Raw genomic sequence first — 18,977 nt, 5'->3', positions numbered from 1 at the left:
AGCGGACGACTACGAGGCACTGCTGCCCTGGAACATCGCGCTTCCAGCCGCCTAGACACCCCAAACACCTTGTCATGCCGAACGCAAGGGCGCGGTTGAATGACGGCTTACCACAGAATCGCTCGCAAGCACTTTAAGGCCGTGACGCGCTGGACCTGCCACATGCGCACTCTGATGAAGAAATACGACGAGCCGGCCGCTCAGTTTTTGGCCGCTAAGCCTGACACCGCTGCGGAGTTTGGTCTCAAGCCGGGCGCCACTGGCACTGTGGACAAAGCGCTGGTCTCTGTGAAGGAGGCAGCAGACGAAGCTCAGAAGGCACCAATGGCTCGGGGCAGACGCGACGCCCCTGGTGCGCGGGCGCCCTCGGAGCTGACAACAGCAGTCGTGGCCGACCACACCGAAATTGGGGAAGCAGGATGATTCCCGCTCCACGACTCTATCCAGACGAACTTGTCTCCTCAGGTCTGACTCGCTGCTGTCGATGGTTCAATCTTCCGTTCAAGCGCTTCGCGCGCGAAGAGCTGCGCGTACCAGGTTTGCGCCTGAACTTTGTGAACTTGTGGCCGCTGCGGCCGCTGGAGGAGCTCTTTAATTTGAGCGCCGAGGAGCTCCTCTGGAAGCACACGGCTTTCCCGTACGCGACAGCTTTTGTCCTTGGGGAGAGCTTCGAGCACGCTCGCAGCGCATCCCTGGATGGCGGGCCGGGCATGCCCCGGCTGCTTGCTGCTATGCAGAACGTCAGCGCAGAGGTGCCGCACCGGCGCTATTGCCCACAGTGCGTGCAAGAGAGCGTCGCCCGATACGGCGAGAGCTACTGGCACCGTGCGCACAACTTGCCGGGAGCACTTGTCTGCCCATGGCACGCCTGCGCGCTTGTGACAACGCAACTGCCTGCAAGTTCCACGCTTCGAACCATCTACGGCTTGCCGATTGAGTGCGGGCAACCTATTGCCCCCGACGCCAAGCCGCAACCACCAAGGGCCATATTGGCACTCGCGCGCGCATCTCGGGAACTGCTGAGCAGGCCAGTCGGTCCCGGGCACGCCCGCGACTCTGAGTGGTACAGACACCTTGCAATCTCTAAGGGCTGGCTGAGCCCACCTCGTGAGGTCAACTTCGCGGCGCTCCAAGGTGCCCTGCTGCGCACTTACCCCCCGGCTGTGCTGAATTCCTCCGGAAAACAGGCCGACAGGCCTAATTGGGCATCCCTTTTCTTTCGCCCGGCCACCAGCTTCAGTTTTGCGCCACTCAAGCACCTCCTGGTGGAGACTTTGCTCAGCACTCGCAAACCCACGCGACCAATGCTGGACCATGTGCCTACCGGACCTCGCGGAACGCTATCCGAAGCCGTGGACGCCTTCTACGCCCCGCGCGCTCAAAAGGAGCTGAGACGCGCGCTTCAGCAAGGCGACGTTTTGAGCACCGAGCAGTTTTTGCGGCGCGTGGGCGCGTTCGGCCCGTATCGACACAGAGCGGACCAGCTGCCATCCCTGCGGCAGGTTGTTCGCGATTTTCGAGGCTCGCCAGCATCAATCAAGCAACTTCTACCTGGCAAGACGCTCTACCGAAACACCGCGGGCTCGTTCACCGACCGGGACCAGGGCCAACGTGAAGCAGCTCGAGTCTCTCCATGATTCCAGCTCCTCCGCTTTATCCCGACGAACTCTTGTCCGGGGCCCTTGCGCGCTGCTGCAGGTGGTTCGGTGTGTCTATGGGCGCCCTCGAGTCCAAAGTCCTGAGGGTCGGCATCGTCAAGAATCGGTTCCTTGCGGTGAACCTTCTGCACGAGGCTGCAAGTCTCTTCCGGACTACACATGAAAACCTCCTTTGGAACCACACCGCGTTTCCGTACATGACCGCCTTCGTCGGCGGTGACGAGTACGACCGAGTATTTCACGATGTCCTGAATTCGGCGGGAGGAGGCAGAAGCCTTGGACGAACGCGTCTGGCTGCTGTGGGTGTGCGACGTGTTTGCGTCAAGTGCCTGGAAGAGGACCTCTCGCGATACGGAGAAAGCTACTGGCACCGGTCACACAACATGCCGGGAACATTTTTCTGTTCAGAGCACAAGTGCCTGCTGCATAAAACGTCGCTTAATGCGCACTACATGACGTCAACCGCTCTGCCGGCGGAGTGCGCGCTACTCGCGCCTCCCGATGCGTGGACGTCACCATGCTCTCTAGACCTGTCGATGGCGTCAGCTGCGCTTCTAAAACGAAAGCCGGGGCCAGGTCATCACAGGTCTGACGACTTCTATCTCAGCTTAGCTGTCGAGCTCGGATGGTTGAGCAGTAAAAGGCGTGTAAGCCGCGCCGCTCTAGTCGAAGTGTTCCAAGATTGCTTCACGAGGGATTTTCTTGACGCAGCGTCGTTCGGCCCTGGCCCAGACCGAAAGTGGCCGATCGGCGCGTTCAATCTAGGATCGACTCCGCTCTCCCCATTTAGACACCTAATGGTTGAGACCGCCCTTCGGCATGGAACGCCGCGGCCTGGTTTTCTAGACCACATTGCCAAAGGCTCACCACGTGTTATTGGGGCGCACGAGGCGGACATGAGGTTTGAGGCCGCGGGAGTTGCCGAACTCGCGAAGGTCATGGCGGCTGGCAGGAAAGTCACGCTCGAGCAGTTTCTCAGGCGTATTCGTGGTGCCAAGGGAGCATGGGTCTACAGAAGGAGCGAATGCCCGAAGCTTGTTGAAGTAATCAAGCGCCTGCAGGCGTGGAACAACGCACGCCCGAAAGCTGCTCAGGACGTCACCTGGCGACAGAGAGATGAGGAACTGTCCGCAGCGGCGGCGGCCGAATTCTTCAAACTTCAAGAAAGCGGCGAGACACTGACCACTCGTGCACTGCTGAAGAGGATTGGCGGCTGGGCGGCATGGAAACACGCGGCCAGCGACATCCCGAAATTAACAGACGTCGTAAGACGCTTCCAGAGTTGGAACGCTTCCGTCAGAGTCCGCTCTCCGCTCAAAGCACCAAGCAGACGACGCGCGGCTTGCCGCCGCAGCGGCTGCTGAACTGGAGAAGTCAATCGCCACTGGCGAGAGGCCCACAATCGGTCCTGTCATGAAACGAATCGGAGCGGTCACGACTTGGAATCGGTATAGGGGCGAATGTCCCAAGCTCAGACAAGTTGCGGAGCACGTGCGAAGTTGGCAGGCCTCCAAGGCCCGAACGGTTCGCTCTAGCCGCCACTAGGCGGGATGGCTGGCCGCCGCTCGAGAACTCCAGCGGACAACCCGCCTAGACGGACCACAGAGCCCTGCGGGGCTCACACCGCCGGACAGGACGTGCTGCAGGCAAACCAGTTCATCGGCCCCTTCAGGTTAGGCGTTCTTTGAATCGCAAACCTTTGGCCGGCGGGACCACTCAATCCCCTTGCCGCTAGACGCCCCGCACGGCCGCCAAGGCGATGGAAGCACCCTCCCCTCACCCCCGCGGCGGATATCGCGTCTAAGAGCCGTTTACGAGGCGAATACTTTTTTCTACTGTATGCGGCGATTCCGGGAGAGTAGCTAACCAAGAACAGCGGCCGAAACGGACGATCCTCCGATACCCAGGCGAGCGTAAGCAATGAAAGCGCGCGGTATGGCCCCCCTATTTGCGTGTCTCCTATGAGAACGCATCAGACCGGGAGTCAGGAATAGAAAAATCTTCCCAGGTCGATCGCGTTCTGGTCGCCGGTGACCAGCGCCGCGATCACCCCGGCCGACCGCGGATCCGCCACGCGCTCGAAGACGGCATCGCGCACGGTCTCCCGCAAGCGCTCGACCGGATGGCGCCAGGTGGCGGCGATGCGTTCGGGGCGCGGGTCCCGGGCGCCGGTTCGCACCTGGCCCGTGGCGTGCACGCCCTGCTCCCACAGGCGCAGTTCCTGGTCGAAGCCATGCGGGTTGAGATTGCCGTGGGGCGCCCTGAGCCGCACCGTCATGCGCCAGCGTTCGCCAGCGTGCACGCGGCCGGGCGGGTCGACCGCACCGGTTTGACCCCATGGCCCCGAGCCTTCCGCGTACCAGCCCAGCGAAATGCGCCGGGGCACATCCGGGGGCTCGGCCGATTCGACTTCGAGCTCGAAGCGCACCATCCCCTCGCCGCGCTGGGGCATCTGCGCGACCACCCCGATCACTTGCAGCTCCCGCCCTTCGAGCGTCGGCGGCAGCGCCCCGTCGGCATAGGCCGTCGCCCGCCAGCCCGCCATCCCCACGCCGAACATCGCACCGAAGAGCAGCGCCATCGGCAAGACGCCTCGAACCGGGCGTCGCGACGAATGCAGCGCAAGCCAGCCACCCAGCGCACCGGCCAGCAGGCCTGCGTAGGCCGCCCAGTTCCACAGCGCCGGTTGCTGCAACTGAAGCGCAGCCCCAAGCACCGAGCCTGCCATCGAGGCGAAACCGACCAAGCCGCGCGCTTTCGCGCCCGGCATCACGAGACTACTCCCTGTCGCATGCGAATCACTCCCTGGAACCGCTCTGTGGCGCGCTAATTGCTTTCTGTGTCGGCTAGTATGCGTCTCACCCGAGGCACGCTCGACGCACTGAGAAACAATGTCAATCCACGCCGCCCTCCACCACGTCACTCACTACAAGTACGACCGTCCGGTGCAACTAGGGCCTCAGGTGATCCGCCTGCGTCCCGCACCGCATTGCCGAAGTAACGTGATCTCGTATTCGCTGCGCGTCGAGCCCGAGCAGCACTTCATCAACTGGCAGCAGGATCCGTTCGCGAACTACCTGGCCCGGCTGGTGTTTCCCGAGAAGTCGCGCGAGTTCAAGGTCACGGTCGACCTCGTGGTCGAGATGGCGGTCTACAACCCCTTCGATTTCTTCCTGGAACCGCAGGCCGAGAACTTCCCCTTCAAGTACACCGAGGCGCAGGCGCAGGAACTCGCGCCCTACCTCGTGGCCGACGAGGCCACGCCGCTGGTGCAGGCCTATCTGGAGAAGATCGATCGCAAGGAGCAGCGGACCATCGACTTCCTGGTCGGCATCAATCAGCAGGTGCAGAAGGACGTCAACTACCTGATCCGCATGGAGCCCGGCGTGCAGACGCCGGAAGAAACGCTCACCAACGGCTCCGGCTCCTGCCGCGATTCCGGCTGGCTGCTGGTGCAACTGCTGCGCCATTGCGGGCTGGCGGCGCGATTCGTGTCGGGCTACCTCATCCAACTCACGCCGGATGTGAAGGCGCTCGACGGCCCGAGCGGCACCACCGTGGACTTCACCGACCTGCACGCCTGGTGCGAGGTCTACCTCCCCGGCGCCGGCTGGATCGGGCTCGACGCCACCTCCGGCCTGCTGGCCGGCGAGGGCCACATCCCGCTGGCCTGTACGCCGACGCCGTCGAGCGCCGCACCGATCGAAGGCGTGGTGGACGATGCCGAAGTCGAGTTCGGCCATGAAATGAAGGTCACGCGCATTCATGAATCGCCGCGCGTCACCAAGCCCTACACCGAGGAGCAATGGGCCGAAGTGCTGGCGCTCGGCGATGCGGTCGACAAGCGCCTGAAGGCCGGCGACGTGCGCCTCACCATGGGTGGCGAGCCGACCTACGTGGCCACCAGCGACCGCGATGCGGCCGAATGGAACACCGATGCGCTCGGCCCGACCAAGCGCGGCTACGCGACCGAACTCGTGCACAAGCTGCGCGCCGAATACGGTGAGGGCGGCTTCCTGCACTTCGGGCAGGGCAAGTGGTATCCGGGCGAGCAGTTGCCGCGCTGGGCGCTGTCGATCTTCTGGCGCGCCGACGGCGAGACGCTCTGGCACAACCCCGCGCTTTTCGCGGACGAACGCCATCCGACCCACTACACCAGCGAAGACGCGCGCCGCTTCACCACCGTGCTCGCGCACCGCCTCGGACTGACCGAGCGCTACATCCAGCCCGGCTACGAGGACGTCTACTACTACCTTTGGCGCGAACGCCGGCTGCCGGTGAACGTCGACCCCTTCGAATCGAAGCTCGACGACGAAATGGAGCGGGTTCGCCTGCGCCGCGTGTTCACGCAGAAGCTCGACGCCGTGATCGGCTACATGCTGCCGATCGAGGCCTCGAACGCCGACACCGATGCGCCCGCGCTCGCAGGGCCCGGCTGGAAGACCGGCCCCTGGTTCTTGCGCGACGACCGCATGTACCTGATCCCCGGCGATTCCCCGATGGGCTATCGCCTGCCGCTCGACTCGCAGCCATGGGCCAGCAAGGGAGACTATCCCTACCTCGTCGAGCGCGATCCGACCGCGCCGCGCGATGCCTTGCCGACCGGTGCCGACTACCGTGCACGCTACGCCGGCCCGCCGACCGGACCGCATGCCGATCGAAGCGCAGTGCCCTATGCCTTCGGCACGCCGCCCGCGACGGCTGCGTCGGTGCGCCTGCAGACGCCAGGCGGCAATGCCGGTGACGCAACGGAGGCCAACCTCGATCTCACCACGCCCCGGATGCCACGTCGCGGCGAGTCGGCCCACTGGGTCACGCGCACCGCGCTGTGCGTCGAAGTACGCGATCCGCGTCGCGCCAACGGCCCGGCCGCGGAAAAGATCGGCAACGCCTCGGGTGTGCTCTATGTCTTCATGCCGCCACTCGCCCGGCTGGAGGACTACCTGGATCTCGTCGCCGCGGTCGAAGCGACCGCTGAACAGCTCGGCGTGCAGATCGTCATGGAGGGCTACCCGCCCCCTCGCGATCCGCGCCTCAAGATGCTGCAGGTCACGCCCGATCCGGGCGTGATCGAAGTCAACATCCACCCGGCACACAACTGGCGCGAACTGGTCGATCACACCGAGTTCCTCTACAACGCCGCGTTCGAGACGCGCCTGTCGGCCGAGAAGTTCATGACCGACGGCCGCCACACCGGCACCGGGGGCGGCAACCACTTCGTGATGGGCGGCGCCGTGCCGACCGACAGCCCCTTCCTGCGCCGGCCGGAACTGCTCGCGAGCCTCTTGCTGTACTGGCACAACCATCCGTCGCTGAGCTACCTGTTCTCGGGCATGTTCATCGGCCCCACCAGCCAGGCGCCAAGAGTCGATGAAGCACGCAACGACCAGGTCTACGAACTGGAAATCGCGCTCAAGGAAATCGCCCGCAACCGCGAGATCTACGGCCAGAACATGCCCGCATGGCTCGTGGACCGCACGCTGCGAAACATCCTGGTCGACGTCACCGGCAACACGCATCGCAGCGAGTTCTGCATCGACAAGCTCTATTCGCCCGACTCCAGCACCGGCCGCCTCGGCCTGCTCGAACTGCGGGCCTTCGAGATGCCGCCGCATGCCCGCATGAGCATCGCCCAGCAACTGCTGCTGCGCGCCTTCATCGCCCGCTTCTGGGACGATCCGTACAAGGCGCCCGCCACGCGCTGGGGCACCGAGCTGCACGACCGCTTTCTGCTGCCGACCTTCGTGAACATGGACTTCGACGACGTCATCAGCGAAATGCGGCAGGCCGGATTCGCCTTCGACCCGAACTGGTTCGCGCCGCATTTCGAATTCCGCTTCCCGCTGGTCGGGCAGGTGCAGGCGATGGGCATCGAGCTGTCGCTGCGCAACGCGCTGGAACCCTGGCACGTGATGGGCGAGGAAGGCTCGGCCGGCGGCACCGTGCGCTATGTCGACTCCTCCCTTGAACGGATCGAGGTGCGCGTCACCGGCCTGAACGAAAGCCGGCACGTCATCACGGTCAACGGCAAGGTGCTGCCACTGCAGCCCACCGGCACGGTCGGCGAGTTCGTGGCTGGTGTGCGCTACAAGGCCTGGAATCCGCCGTCGGCGCTGCATCCGAGCATCGGCGCGCATGCGCCGCTGACCTTCGATATCGTCGACACCTGGATGAAACGCTCGCTGGGCGGCTGCCAGTATTTCGTCGCGCACCCGGGCGGACGCAACTACGACACGTTCCCGGTGAATGCCTACGAGGCCGAGAGCCGGCGACACTCGCGCTTCTCGCGCATGGGGCACACGCCAGGGCTGATGAGCACGCCGCCGGCCACCATCGAGCTGGCCGGAAGCCGCGAGTTCCCCTTCACGCTCGACCTGCGCCGCTAGAGCCGGGAATACCGCGGAACCGGCTTCGCCGGGCCGCTGGTGTTGCCCCCGGTCGGGGGTTGGCCCAGCGACACGAAGTGCGCGAAGCCTGGGGGGTGAGTTTCCCCTGACAATCACCGCACCGTGGACCCAATGAACGAATCCCTCTTCGACGCGCAGGCGCTGGAAGCACCCGCAGCGCTCGCGTCGGCGCTCGCTCCCCCGGCTGCACCTGGCCATTTCGACGAATTGCGAGGCGCCGCAACGCCGGAAACCGCATCGCGCCTCGGAGTGCCGTCGCAACCCGCCCCGCTCTACGATGCAGCGTCCGTGCCGCCGGCCGCACCCTCCCCGGAACGGGACCTCGGCGGGCAGCGCGAGCATGCGCCGCTCTCGCCCTCATGGGCGGGCTTCTTCGAACAGCTGGGCCCAGGCGGCTTCGACGACCTGCCGCGGCGCGCGATCAGCCTCGAACGCCAGATCCGCGACAACGGCGTCACCTACAACGTCTACGCCGATGCCGACGGCCCCCAGCGGCCGTGGTCGCTCGACCTGTTCCCGCTGATCGTCTCGCCCGCAAGCTGGGCGCAGGTCGAGGCCGGCGTGCAGCAGCGCGTGCGCGTGCTCGACCGCGTGATGGCCGACGTCTACGGCCCGCAGCAACTGCTGGCCGAAGGCCTGCTGCCGCCGGCGCTGGTGCAGGGTCACGCGGGTTACCTGCGCGCAATGCACGGCGTCCAACCGCCAGGCGACACCTGGCTGCACATCGCGGCCTTCGATCTGGCTCGCGGGCCCGATGGCAACTGGTGGGTGATCTCGCAACGCACGCAGGCGCCTTCGGGGCTGGGCTATCTGCTCGAAAACCGGCTCGCCATCGCACGGCAGTTTCCCCAGGCCTTCGAGAACCTGCACGTGCAGCGCCTCGCCGCGACCTACAACGCAATGATGGAAGGGCTGCAGAACATGTGCCCGGCCGGCCAGCCGCCCCACATCGCCCTGCTCACGCCCGGCCCCTACAACGAAACCTACTTCGAGCACGCGTACCTCGCGCGCTATCTCGGCGTCACGCTGGTCGAGGGCAACGACCTGACGGTACGCGACCAGCGCCTCTACCTCAAGACGTTGCAGGGCCTGCGACCGGTGCACGGCCTCATCAAGCGGCTGGACGACCAGTACCTCGACCCACTAGAACTGCGTCCCGATTCCACGCTCGGCGTGCCGGGCCTGCTGCAGGCCATTCGCGCGGGCAACGTGCTGGTGGCCAACATGCCCGGCTCGGCCTTCCTCGAATCGCCTGCCCTGCTCGGCTTTCTGCCCGCACTGGCGCGACGCCTGATCGGAGAGAAGCTGCGACTGCCGGCGCTGCCCACCTGGTGGTGCGGCGAACGCGCCGCCATGGAAGCGGTGCTGCCGCAATTGGCGGACTGCGCGATCAAGTCCACCTACCCCGGAGACGATTCGCACACCAGCTTCGACGCCGTGCTCGGCCGCCACATGGGCCGGCGCGAACTCGACGAGTGGGCCGGCCGCATCGTGCGCCAGGGCGACGAGCACACCGTGCAGAGCTACCTGCCGCTGTCGCAGATGCCGACCTGGACGCAGGACCTCGGACGTGGCCACATCGCGCCGCGGTCGGTGCTCTTGCGCGTGTTCGCGGTGAGCGACGGGCCGCGCTCGTGGCGCGTTCTCCCCGGCGGCCTCGCACGCCTGGTCGGACCCGATGCGCAGATCGCCTCGATGCAGCGCGGCGGCAGCAGCGCCGATGTCTGGGTACAGACGCTAGACGAGATCGATCGCACCTCGCTGCTGCACCCGCATGCGACGCCAGCGTCGCTGGCACGCCATCGCGCCCCCGTCACCAGTCGCGCCGCGGAGAACATGTTCTGGCTGGGCCGCTACACCGAGCGCGCCGAGAACGCCGTGCGCCTGGCTCGCCTCACCATCGACCTGCTGGGCGGCGAAGACCAATCCTCGCGCGCCCTGCTGGTCTGGCTGCATCAACTCGCGCTGCGCAACGCGCTGGTCTCGCCCGAAGTGCCGAGCCTGCCGAAGTCCCGTCGCGTGTTCGAGCGCGCGCTGATCGCGGAACTGGGCGACGTCGAGAAGGGCGGCAGCGTGGGCTACAGCCTGCGCTGCATCCGCCAGTCCGCCGCCGCGGTGCGCGAGCGGCTGTCGCAGGATCACTGGAACCAGATCGTGCGCGCCGAGACCGACTTCCTGCGCCGCAGCGCCGAACAGGCGAGCGAGAAAGGCGAAGGCGGCTACGCGACCGGCGCCGCGCTGCGCCTGCTCGAATCCGCGAGCACCGCGCTGGCGGCGATGACCGGCGCCCAGACCGACCGCATGACGCGCGACGACGCGTGGCGGCTGCTGTCCATCGGCCGGCACATCGAGCGCTTGGGATTTCTCTCCAGCGCCCTGGCCGCCGGCTTCGAGCACGGCTCGGTGCACGAGGTGAGTGGCTTCGAAGCGATGGTGGCGCTGTTCGACAGCACGATCACCTTCCATGCGCGCTACCAGCAGCGTCGCGACGTAGCGACGCTGGTCGACCTGCTGGTGCTCGACGGCGACAACCCGCGATCGCTGGCCTGGGTCACGCAGACGCTGCGCAAGCGCATCGCCCGGCTCGCGGGCAGCGCGCCTGGCAAGCTCACCGCCCTTTCCCACGAGTTGCCCGATCCGGACACCTGGACGCTGGAGCATTTGTGCGAAGCCGGTCCCGACGCGCAGTATCCTGCGCTGGTTCACCTGTTCACTGCCTGCGAGACAGCCGCATACCATGTGTCGGACGCGATCGGGACGCGCTATTTCACGCTCACGTCCGAATCCGTCCGGTCCGTTGGAGCCTGATCATGCTGCTTCACGTCACCCATTCCACGCGCTACGACTACACGCCGCCGGTCGAGACGGCGCAGCACCTGGCGCACCTGAAGCCGATGGATACGCTGTCTCAGCGTCTGGTGAGCCATGCGCTGAAGATCAGCCCCACACCCGCGCAGTGCAGCGAGGCGCCGGACGTCTACGGCAACGCGCGCGCCTTCTTCGCGCTCGAATCGACGCATGAGGAACTCGTCGTCACTGCAGAGAGCGTGGTCGACACCTCCCCGCCGGTGCTCTCGCCGGACGTGGCTCGCGAACTGCCGTGGGAAGAGGTGCGCGATCGCTTCCGCTACGTCAAGGATTCGGCGTACGACCCGGCGTCGGACTTCGTCTTTCCCTCGCGCTACGTGCCGCGGCATGACGACTTCGCCGCGTACGCGCGCCCGAGCTTCGCGCCCGGCAGGCCGGCTTTCGACGTCGCGATGGATCTCACGCTGCGCATGTACCGCGACTTCGAGTACGACTCCGAGAGCACCGAGATCAGCACGCCGGCCATCGAGGCTCTGGCCCAGCGCAGGGGCGTCTGCCAGGACTTCGCGCACATCATGATCGCCTGTCTGCGCACGATGGGCCTGCCGGCGCGCTACGTGAGCGGCTACCTGCTGACGCAACCGCCGCCCGGACGGCCTCGCCTGATCGGCGCCGACGCCTCGCATGCCTGGGTGTCGGTGTATCTGCCCGGCGACGACGGTCCAGGCGCATGGGCCGACTTCGACCCGACCAACGGCCGTCAGCCGGGCGAGGACTACGTGACACTCGCCATCGGGCGGGACTATTCCGACGTGTCACCCATGCGCGGCGTGCTGCACGGCGGCGCCCGCCATACGCTGGATGTGAGCGTGACGGTGCGGCCGCTCGAAGAACTGCGCGAGGAAGCGGCACGCATCGCGCGATCGCAGACACAAACGCAATCGCAATCGCAAACCCAGAACGAGGAGCCCTCATGAGCGTCTACGACAAGCTTTCCAGCCTCGGCATCACCCTGCCGCCCGTCTCCGTACCAGTCGCGGCCTATGTGCCTTTCGTAAGGACTGGCAATCTGGTCTTTCTTTCGGGCCACATCGCCAAGAAGGACGGCAAGCCCTGGGTCGGCCAGTTCGGCGCCACGATGACAACGGACGAAGGCAAGCAGGCCGCACGCGCGATTGCCATCGATCTGCTGGGCACCCTGCATGCGGCGGTCGGTGACCTGAACAAGGTCAGGCGCATCGTCAAGCTCATGAGCCTGGTCAACTCGGTCGGCACCTTCACCGAGCAGCACCTCGTGACCAACGGCGCAAGCGAACTGTTCGCCGAGGTGTTCGGGAGCGAAAAAGGCGCCCACGCGCGCAGTGCCTTCGGCGTTGCGCAGAACCCGATGGGCGCCTGCGTCGAGATCGACCTCATCGCCGAAGTGGACTGAGGCCCGCCCTCGTTGGACGACACCGATCGCCACCTGCTGAGCCTGCTCCAGGCGAACGCCCGGGAGCCCGCCGCGCTGCTCGCGCGCAAGCTGGGGGTGGCGCGCACCACAGTCGTCGCCCGCATTGCCCGACTGGAACGCGATGGCGTGATTTCCGGCTATGGCGTGCGCCTCGGCCAGCGCCTCGAACAGGCCGCAGTGCGCGCCTATTGCGGCCTGAGCGTCGCGCCCAAGATGGGCAGTGCCGTCGTCCGGGCGCTGGAACGCCTGCCCGAAGTCGAAGAGTTGTCTGCCGTCAGCGGCCAGTTCGACTACATGGTGTTCCTGCGCTGCGAGACCAACGAGCAACTCGATGCCTTGCTCGACAGGATTGGCCTGATCGAGGGCATCCAGCACACGCACACGTCGGTGGTGCTCAGCCGGAAGGTGGACCGACGCACCGCCGTCGCACCGCCGCCTGCCGCCTGAATCGGCGGGTCCCGACCGGCAGCCTTGCCGGCTCAGTCGAGGCGGATCTCTCCATCGAACTTGACCTTCAGATTCAGGGACGGAATCTCCAGCGTCATCGTCGCCGGCAGGTTCGCGTCGCCCTGGAGGGAGCCCGCCGCGATCGCCTTCGCCACGGCCTGCTCGATGTCGCGCTGCGAGCTGACACCCACCGTCTTGAGAAACTTCCTGATGCTGAGATTGAAGCTTTCTTCATTCATGGCGATCTCCGAAGACACGGGCTGCGGCGCAACCGGACAGGATTGATTTTCGACCCCGAAAGGTTCAAATTCAATGGCAGGAGTCCTGCCCATGCCTGCCGTGCGCCACGCCGCTGTCGATGGCCTGTTCTACCCCGCCGCACCCAAGGCGCTGCGGGAGCAGGTCGCGGATTGCCTGGACGGCGTCGTCGTCGACCAACCTGCGCGACGCCGGCCTAAGCTGATCATCTCCCCGCATGCCGGTTACGAATACTGCGGCGCGGTGGCAGCGCATGCCTATGCCTTGCTCGAACGCAGGCGCGAACCGATCGTCAGCCGCGTGGTGCTGCTCGGACCCGCACACCGCGAATGGGTCAGGGGGCTCGCCGCGCCCGAAGCACTGAGTTTCGAGACGCCGCTGGGCCGGGTTCCCGTGGACGTCGCGGCGCTGGCCGGCCTCGACGACCTGCCGCAGGTGGTTCGCAGCAACCGTGCCCACGAACGAGAGCATTCGCTCGAAGTCCAGCTGCCCTTTCTGCAAAGCGTGCTCGGTCACTTCACGCTCGTGCCGCTGGTCGTCGGCGACGCCAGCGTGGAGGCAGTGGCACAGGTGTTGGAGCGGCTCTGGGGCGGCCCGGAGACGCTGATCGTGATCAGCTCCGACCTGTCGCACTACCTGACTTACGAAAAGGCGCAGGCCATCGATCGCGCCACCGTGCAGCGCATCCTGGGATTCGATGCCGGACTCTCCCCGCACGAGGCTTGCGGATCGGCGGCCATCAATGGCGCGCTCAGGGCCGCGCGCCACCACGGCCTGGCGCCGCGCCTGCTCGACCTGCGCAACTCCGGAGACACCGCGGGCGACCGTGATCGCGTCGTCGGTTACGGGGCCATCGCATTCGAGGAGACCCGGTGACGCCCGGCCGCTGGTGGCACCAGCTCGACGACGGGCGCATCCAATGCGACCTGTGCCCGCGCGACTGCCGCCTGCACGAGGGCCAGCGCGGCATGTGCTTCGTGCGCCGGCGCGTCGGTGATGCGATGGCGCTGACGACTTACGGACGCAGCTCGGGCTTCTGCATCGACCCGATCGAGAAGAAGCCGCTCAACCACTTCTTCCCCGGCAGCAGTGTCCTGAGCTTCGGCACGGCGGGCTGCAACCTCGCCTGCAAGTTCTGCCAGAACTGGGACATCTCGAAGAGCCGCGAGCTGGACCGGCTGATGGACACGGCCTCGCCCGAACGCATTGCCGAAGCAGCGCTCGAGAGCGGCGCTTCGAGCGTGGCCTTCACCTACAACGACCCCGTGATCTTTGCCGAATACGCCATGGATGTCGCCGACGCCTGCCACGCACTCGGGCTGCACAGCGTCGCCGTGACGGCGGGCTACATGCACGCCGCGCCCCGGCGAGAGTTCTACGCGCGGATGGACGCAGCCAACGTCGACCTCAAGGGATTCACCGAAGGGTTCTACTTCCAGCAGACCGGCGCACACCTCGCGCCCGTGCTCGACACGCTGCAATACCTTCGCCACGAAACCGATTGCTGGTTCGAGATCACGACGCTGCTCATCCCCGGCCACAACGACAGCGATACCGAGATCGACGCGATGACGCGCTGGATCGCCGACCGCCTGGGGCCCCACGTGCCGCTGCACTTCAGCGCCTTCCATCCGGACTACCGGATGCTGGACGTGGCGCCGACGCCGCCGGCCACGCTGACGCGGGCGCGCGCCATCGCGCTAGGCAACGGCCTGCACCACGTCTACACGGGCAATGTGCATGACGTCGAAGGCGGGACCACCTTCTGCCCCGGCTGTCGCGCAGCGCTGGTGCGGCGCGACTGGTACGTCGTGTTCGATTGCGAACTCGATGCAAGCGCTACCTGCCCGCACTGCGGCACACCGATCGCGGGACGTTTCGGCGCCTTCACGCGCGGCTTCGGCCGGCGGCGGATTCCGGTGCGGCTCGCTGCGTAGTCCTCGGTTCAGCCGAACCGGATGCCCTGTGCCAATGGCAGCTCGGTCGAGAAGTTGATGGTGTTCGTCGTTCGCCGCATGTACTGCTTCCATGCATCGGACCCGCTCTCGCGGTCGCCGCCGGTTTCCTTCTCCCCGCCGAATGCACCGCCGATTTCCGCGCCGCTCGGACCGATATTGACGTTGGCCATGCCGCAATCCGAGCCGGCCGCCGAGATGAAGCGCTCGACCTCGCGCAAGTCGTTCGAGAAGATGCACGACGACAAGCCTTGCGGAACGTCGTTGTGCATTGCAATCGCCTGATCGAGGTCGTCGTAGCCCAGCACATGGAGCAACGGGCCGAAGGTCTCGCGCCGCACCAGCTCCGTCTGCGCCGGCATGTCGGCGATGGCGGGGCGCACGTAGAAGGCCTCCGGGAAACGCTCGGCGAGCACGCGATCGCCGCCGGTCAGGATGCGGCCGCCCTGCGCCTCGACTTCGGCGATGGCGTGCCGCAAGGTGTCGAAGGCGGGCTCGTCGATCAGCGGGCCCACCAGGGTGCCCTCCTCCAGGGGATGGCCGATGCGCAGGCTCTCATAGGCCGCCAGCAGCTTCGCCAACAGGGCGTCCTTGACCGTGCGATGGACGATGAGCCGGCGTAGCGAAGTGCAACGCTGTCCCGCCGTGCCGACTGCGCTGAACAGGATCGCCCGCAAGGCCATGTCGAGATCGGCCGCCGGCGTGACGATCATCGCGTTGTTGCCGCCGAGTTCGAGAATGCGACGGCCGAATCGCGCGGCCACACGCGGGCCGACCTCTCGGCCCATGCGCGTCGAGCCAGTCGCGGACACCAGCGGAATGTCGGTGCTGTCGACCAGCGCCTGCGACTGGGCCGCGCCACCGATCACGATCTGCGCGAGCCCGCCCGGCGCGCGATCGCCGAAGCGCGCGATCGCGCGTTCCAGCGCCCTGAAGGTCGCGAGGCCGGACAGCGGCGCCTTCTCGGACGGCTTGAAGATGACGGGGTCGCCGCACACCAGCGCGATGGCCGCGTTCCACGCGAACACCGCGCTCGGAAAATTGAATGCCGTGATGACCGCCACCGGCCCCAGCGGGTGGTACTGCTCCATGATCCGGTGACCCGGACGCTCGGACACGATGGTCTTGCCGTAGAGCTGCCGCGACAGGCCGAGCGCGAACTCGCAGATGTCCACGCCCTCCTGCACCTCGCCCAGGCCCTCCTGGGCGATCTTGCCGACCTCCAGCGAGATGACCCTGCCGATATCGGCCTTGGATATGCGCAGCTCCTCACCCCAGAGTCGCACCAGCTCGCCACGCGCTGGCGCCGGCACGTCGCGCCAGCGGCGGAAGGCGGCCTGCGAACGGGCGATCACGTCGGGCATAGACGCCACCGGCGTCTCGTGCAGACGGGCGAGTTCGGCGCCGTCGATGGCCGAGCGCACGCGCAAGGCGCCGCCCGAGCGTTCCGCCGCGGTGATGCTGCAGCGTTCGAAAACAGCTTGTACTTCGCTCATGCTTGTGGCTCCTTCCGGGTCCGGCGTCGTGCCTGAGGCGGCCAAGTATGTGCGAAGGTCTGGCTGCGAGACGGACTTGCGTGCCCGGAAGCTGCGCCCCCCTCACCCAGGTCCGCATAGCAACTGCCGACCCGTGTCGCGAGGAATGCCTCGAGCGCAACCTGTTCCTGCCCGACGAAGCCGCACGCGGGCAGCTGCCCATTGCGCAGCAGTTCGAACACACCCACCACGCCGGCGGCCGTCGCGAGTTCGATGGCAGTACGGTCCACGCCGCGCAGCCGCCCGCCATGGATGCGGGCCATGCGCGTCTCCTGCTCGAAACGGCCATGGCGCAGCCCCGATGCCGACGCGAAGACGATCACGACATCCTCCCGGCTGTGCGGCACCCCATGGTCGAGAACCTCCCTCAGCAGATCGCGACGCTCGATCAGCCGGAGGTCGTGCAGCAGCAGCGCCATGGCATCGCGGTGGCCGGGATAGCGCAGGGTCTTGTAGTCGAGGTTTCGCACACGGCCCGCGAGCGTCTCGCACAGCGTGCCGAGCCCGCCCGAGGTGTTGAAGGCTTCATAGCTTTCGCCGTCGAGCACCAGCGTCTCGATGCCTTCGAGCGGTTGCACCGATACCGGATGGCCCTGCACGATGGCCGCGCACGGATGGCAGTACTCGTTGATGACGCCATCGATGCTCCACGTGAAGTTGTAGCGCAGACCGTTGGTCGCGTGGCGCGACAGCGCGCCGACGCGCAGGTGCAGGTCGTACAGTTCGTCGAAGCGATCCGCCAGGTGGCCGCCCAGCATCCCGATCACGCCGGGCGCGAGCCCGCTCTGCGGCATCAACACCGTGCGGGCGCCTTCTGCCATGGCGCGGATCGCGGTGGTGGCGGCGACATCCTCCGTCAGGTCGAGGTAGTGCACGCCGAGGGATCTGGCTGCCGCCGCGACGCCCGATGCGAGATAGAAAGGCAGCGCATTGATGACCACGTCATGGCCGACCAGTGCGGCGGCAAGCGCGGTGTCGTCCTCGACGTTGACGATGGTGCGCTGCACCAGGCGATCACCGGGCTCGTGCCGACGGTGCTCGCGGTCAGCGAGCGTGACGGGCAGCCGGTGGTACTCGGCCACCATGTCGGCGACCGTGCCGCCGACCTTGCCCGCGCCCAGAACGAGGACCTTGCGAATGTCGATCGGATTCATGGGGCACCTCCTTCGCACGCGACCATCGAGTTGAGGTCACTTTAGGAGGGCCTGCTGGCAGGGAGAAGCCGGCATTGCGTCGAAGGCACGCGCCGTTCGGGCGAAACGACGAGACAGACGCTCGAATGGTCAGCGTGCAAGCCGCACGAGAAAATCTTCAGCGTTGCAAAGCCGTTGCCATACGGCGCGTGCAGGCGTGAGACGCGAGTTCATCCAGAGCGGATCGCGCTGCGACGAGCTGGCCGGCTACTCGCGCGCCGCGAGCGATATCAGGCCGCGGCCGACGACCCGCGCACCACCAACTCGCCCGGGAGCAGCAATTGCCGCGCCGGGCCTTCGAGGCCGCGCAGGCGCTCGATGAGGCAGGTGGCCGCGGCGCGTCCGATGGCATCCGTCGGCTGCGCGACGGCAGTCAGGCCGGGGCCGATCAGCGGCGCCCACTCGGCATCGTCGAAGCCGACGAAGCCGACGTCCGTCCCGAAGCTCAGGTCCAGCCGCGCCATGGCTGCGGCCACGCGCAGCGTGACCACCGCATTGCCCGCCAGCACGGCCACCCGGCGACCGCGCCTGGCGCGCTTGCGCAAGGCGCTCAATGCGGCGTCGAGGGCATCGCCATCGTCCCCCTTGCATTCGAAAACCTCGCCCGCCACCCGCGGCTCGTGCGCGGCCACGCAGGCGCCGAAAGCGGCCGTGCGCTCGCGCCGAGAGCTCACGCCCTTCAGCGGCTCGGTGATGTAGAGCAGCTCGCGATAACCGCCTTCGACGAGATGCCCGCAAGCCGTCTTCATCGCGGCGGCGTTGTCCAGCGAGACGAAGTCTGAGTGCATGCCGGCATGCATGCGGTCGACCAGCACGGCCGGCTTGCCGTGCAAGGCATCGGCATCGACAAGGCCACCGCGACCGAGCGTGTTGAGGATGAAGCCGTCGACCTGGTAGCCGGCGAGCGCATCGATGGCCTCGCGCTCACGGTCGACGTCATTGCCGAGGTTGAACAACATGACCAGGTAGCCGGCCTCCTGGCAGGCCTTCTCGGCACCGCGTAGCACGGCAACCGAATAGGGGTTGGTGATGTCGGCCACGATCAGGCCGATCAGGCGCGAACGGCCATGGCTCAGTGCCTGCGCCATGGGGCTCGGCGTGTAGGCCAGTTGGGCCACCGCGGCTTCGACGCGCGCAGCGATGTCGGGGCTCAGCAGACGCTCGCGGTGATTGAGAAATCGCGAGACCGTGGCCTTCGACACGCCAGCAGCCTTGGCCACATCCGCAATGGTTGCGCGACCCGGGCGCTGCATGGGGCCTCTG

General features: G+C 66.5%; 14 protein-coding genes and 1 pseudogene. 10 read left to right on the top strand and 5 right to left on the bottom strand.

Translation table 11 applies throughout. The features are described 5' to 3' along the window. Positions 1-419: 419 nt before the first annotated feature. From QTI04_RS34405 to QTI04_RS32485, 3 genes and pseudogenes are all read left to right on the top strand, one after another. A complete protein-coding gene (locus QTI04_RS34405) occupies positions 420-1,637 on the top strand; it encodes a TniQ family protein (RefSeq protein WP_369292810.1) in 1,218 nt (405 codons plus the stop codon). Further along, positions 1,634-2,071 (top strand): annotated as a pseudogene (locus QTI04_RS34400) (TniQ family protein); the annotation flags it as partial. The gene QTI04_RS34405 and the pseudogene QTI04_RS34400, both read left to right, overlap by 4 nt. Positions 2,072-2,554: 483 nt before the next feature. Beyond that, on the top strand, positions 2,555-3,022 hold the full coding sequence (locus QTI04_RS32485) for a hypothetical protein (RefSeq protein WP_286619353.1): 468 nt from the start codon (positions 2,555-2,557) through the stop codon (positions 3,020-3,022). A gap of 620 nt (positions 3,023-3,642) precedes the next feature. Here QTI04_RS32485 and QTI04_RS32480 read toward each other — a convergent pair. Then, positions 3,643-4,428, bottom strand: a complete 786-nt coding sequence (locus QTI04_RS32480; RefSeq protein WP_286619351.1) for a ComEC/Rec2 family competence protein — start codon at positions 4,426-4,428, stop codon at positions 3,643-3,645. A gap of 121 nt (positions 4,429-4,549) precedes the next feature. Here QTI04_RS32480 and QTI04_RS32475 point away from each other — a divergent pair, with 121 nt between their 5' ends. The 5 genes from QTI04_RS32475 (at position 4,550) to QTI04_RS32455 (ending at position 12,773) form a co-directional block, all read left to right on the top strand. Then, entirely contained in the window at positions 4,550-8,044 is a 3,495-nt protein-coding gene (locus QTI04_RS32475) for a DUF2126 domain-containing protein (RefSeq protein WP_286619349.1), read from the top strand. 132 nt (positions 8,045-8,176) lie between these two features. After that, positions 8,177-10,873 (top strand): circularly permuted type 2 ATP-grasp protein, encoded by a 2,697-nt coding sequence (locus QTI04_RS32470; protein ID WP_286600038.1) that lies wholly within the window; start codon positions 8,177-8,179, stop codon positions 10,871-10,873. 2 nt (positions 10,874-10,875) lie between these two features. Then, positions 10,876-11,850, top strand: coding sequence for a transglutaminase family protein (locus QTI04_RS32465; protein WP_286619347.1), 975 nt, complete (start codon positions 10,876-10,878; stop codon positions 11,848-11,850). Then, positions 11,847-12,305 (top strand): RidA family protein, encoded by a 459-nt coding sequence (locus tag QTI04_RS32460; protein ID WP_286600034.1) that lies wholly within the window; start codon positions 11,847-11,849, stop codon positions 12,303-12,305. Before QTI04_RS32465 ends, QTI04_RS32460 begins: the two co-directional genes overlap by 4 nt. A gap of 12 nt (positions 12,306-12,317) precedes the next feature. Beyond that, on the top strand, positions 12,318-12,773 hold the full coding sequence (locus QTI04_RS32455) for an Lrp/AsnC family transcriptional regulator (RefSeq protein ID WP_286619346.1): 456 nt from the start codon (positions 12,318-12,320) through the stop codon (positions 12,771-12,773). A gap of 32 nt (positions 12,774-12,805) precedes the next feature. On the opposite strand, the gene QTI04_RS32450 is transcribed toward QTI04_RS32455, so the two are convergent. Then, positions 12,806-13,012, bottom strand: a complete 207-nt coding sequence (locus tag QTI04_RS32450; RefSeq protein ID WP_286600032.1) for a DUF6494 family protein — start codon at positions 13,010-13,012, stop codon at positions 12,806-12,808. 91 nt (positions 13,013-13,103) lie between these two features. Here QTI04_RS32450 and amrB point away from each other — a divergent pair, with 91 nt between their 5' ends. Beyond that, positions 13,104-13,907 carry an AmmeMemoRadiSam system protein B gene (amrB, locus tag QTI04_RS32445; RefSeq protein WP_286619344.1) on the top strand — a complete coding sequence of 268 codons (804 nt, stop codon included), beginning with the start codon at positions 13,104-13,106 and terminating at the stop codon, positions 13,905-13,907. After that, positions 13,904-14,968, top strand: a complete 1,065-nt coding sequence (amrS, locus tag QTI04_RS32440) for an AmmeMemoRadiSam system radical SAM enzyme (protein WP_286619343.1) — start codon at positions 13,904-13,906, stop codon at positions 14,966-14,968. The genes amrB and amrS overlap by 4 nt, the downstream gene beginning before the upstream one ends. Before the next feature lie 8 nt (positions 14,969-14,976). Here amrS and QTI04_RS32435 read toward each other — a convergent pair whose 3' ends face one another. The 3 genes from QTI04_RS32435 to QTI04_RS32425 form a co-directional block, all read right to left on the bottom strand. After that, positions 14,977-16,482, bottom strand: a complete 1,506-nt coding sequence (locus tag QTI04_RS32435; RefSeq protein WP_286619342.1) for an aldehyde dehydrogenase family protein — start codon at positions 16,480-16,482, stop codon at positions 14,977-14,979. Then, complete coding sequence (locus QTI04_RS32430) at positions 16,479-17,675, bottom strand: saccharopine dehydrogenase family protein (RefSeq protein WP_286619341.1); 1,197 nt, start codon at positions 17,673-17,675, stop codon at positions 16,479-16,481. The genes QTI04_RS32435 and QTI04_RS32430 overlap by 4 nt, the downstream gene beginning before the upstream one ends. 269 nt (positions 17,676-17,944) lie before the next feature. Further along, entirely contained in the window at positions 17,945-18,967 is a 1,023-nt protein-coding gene (locus tag QTI04_RS32425; RefSeq protein WP_286619340.1) for a LacI family DNA-binding transcriptional regulator, read from the bottom strand. Between the last annotated feature and the right edge of the window lie 10 nt (positions 18,968-18,977).

Source organism: Variovorax sp. J22R115, assembly GCF_030317005.1.
In the GTDB taxonomy this organism is placed as follows: Bacteria; Pseudomonadota; Gammaproteobacteria; order Burkholderiales; family Burkholderiaceae_C; genus Variovorax.
This window is presented reverse-complemented; position numbering and strand designations above follow the sequence as displayed.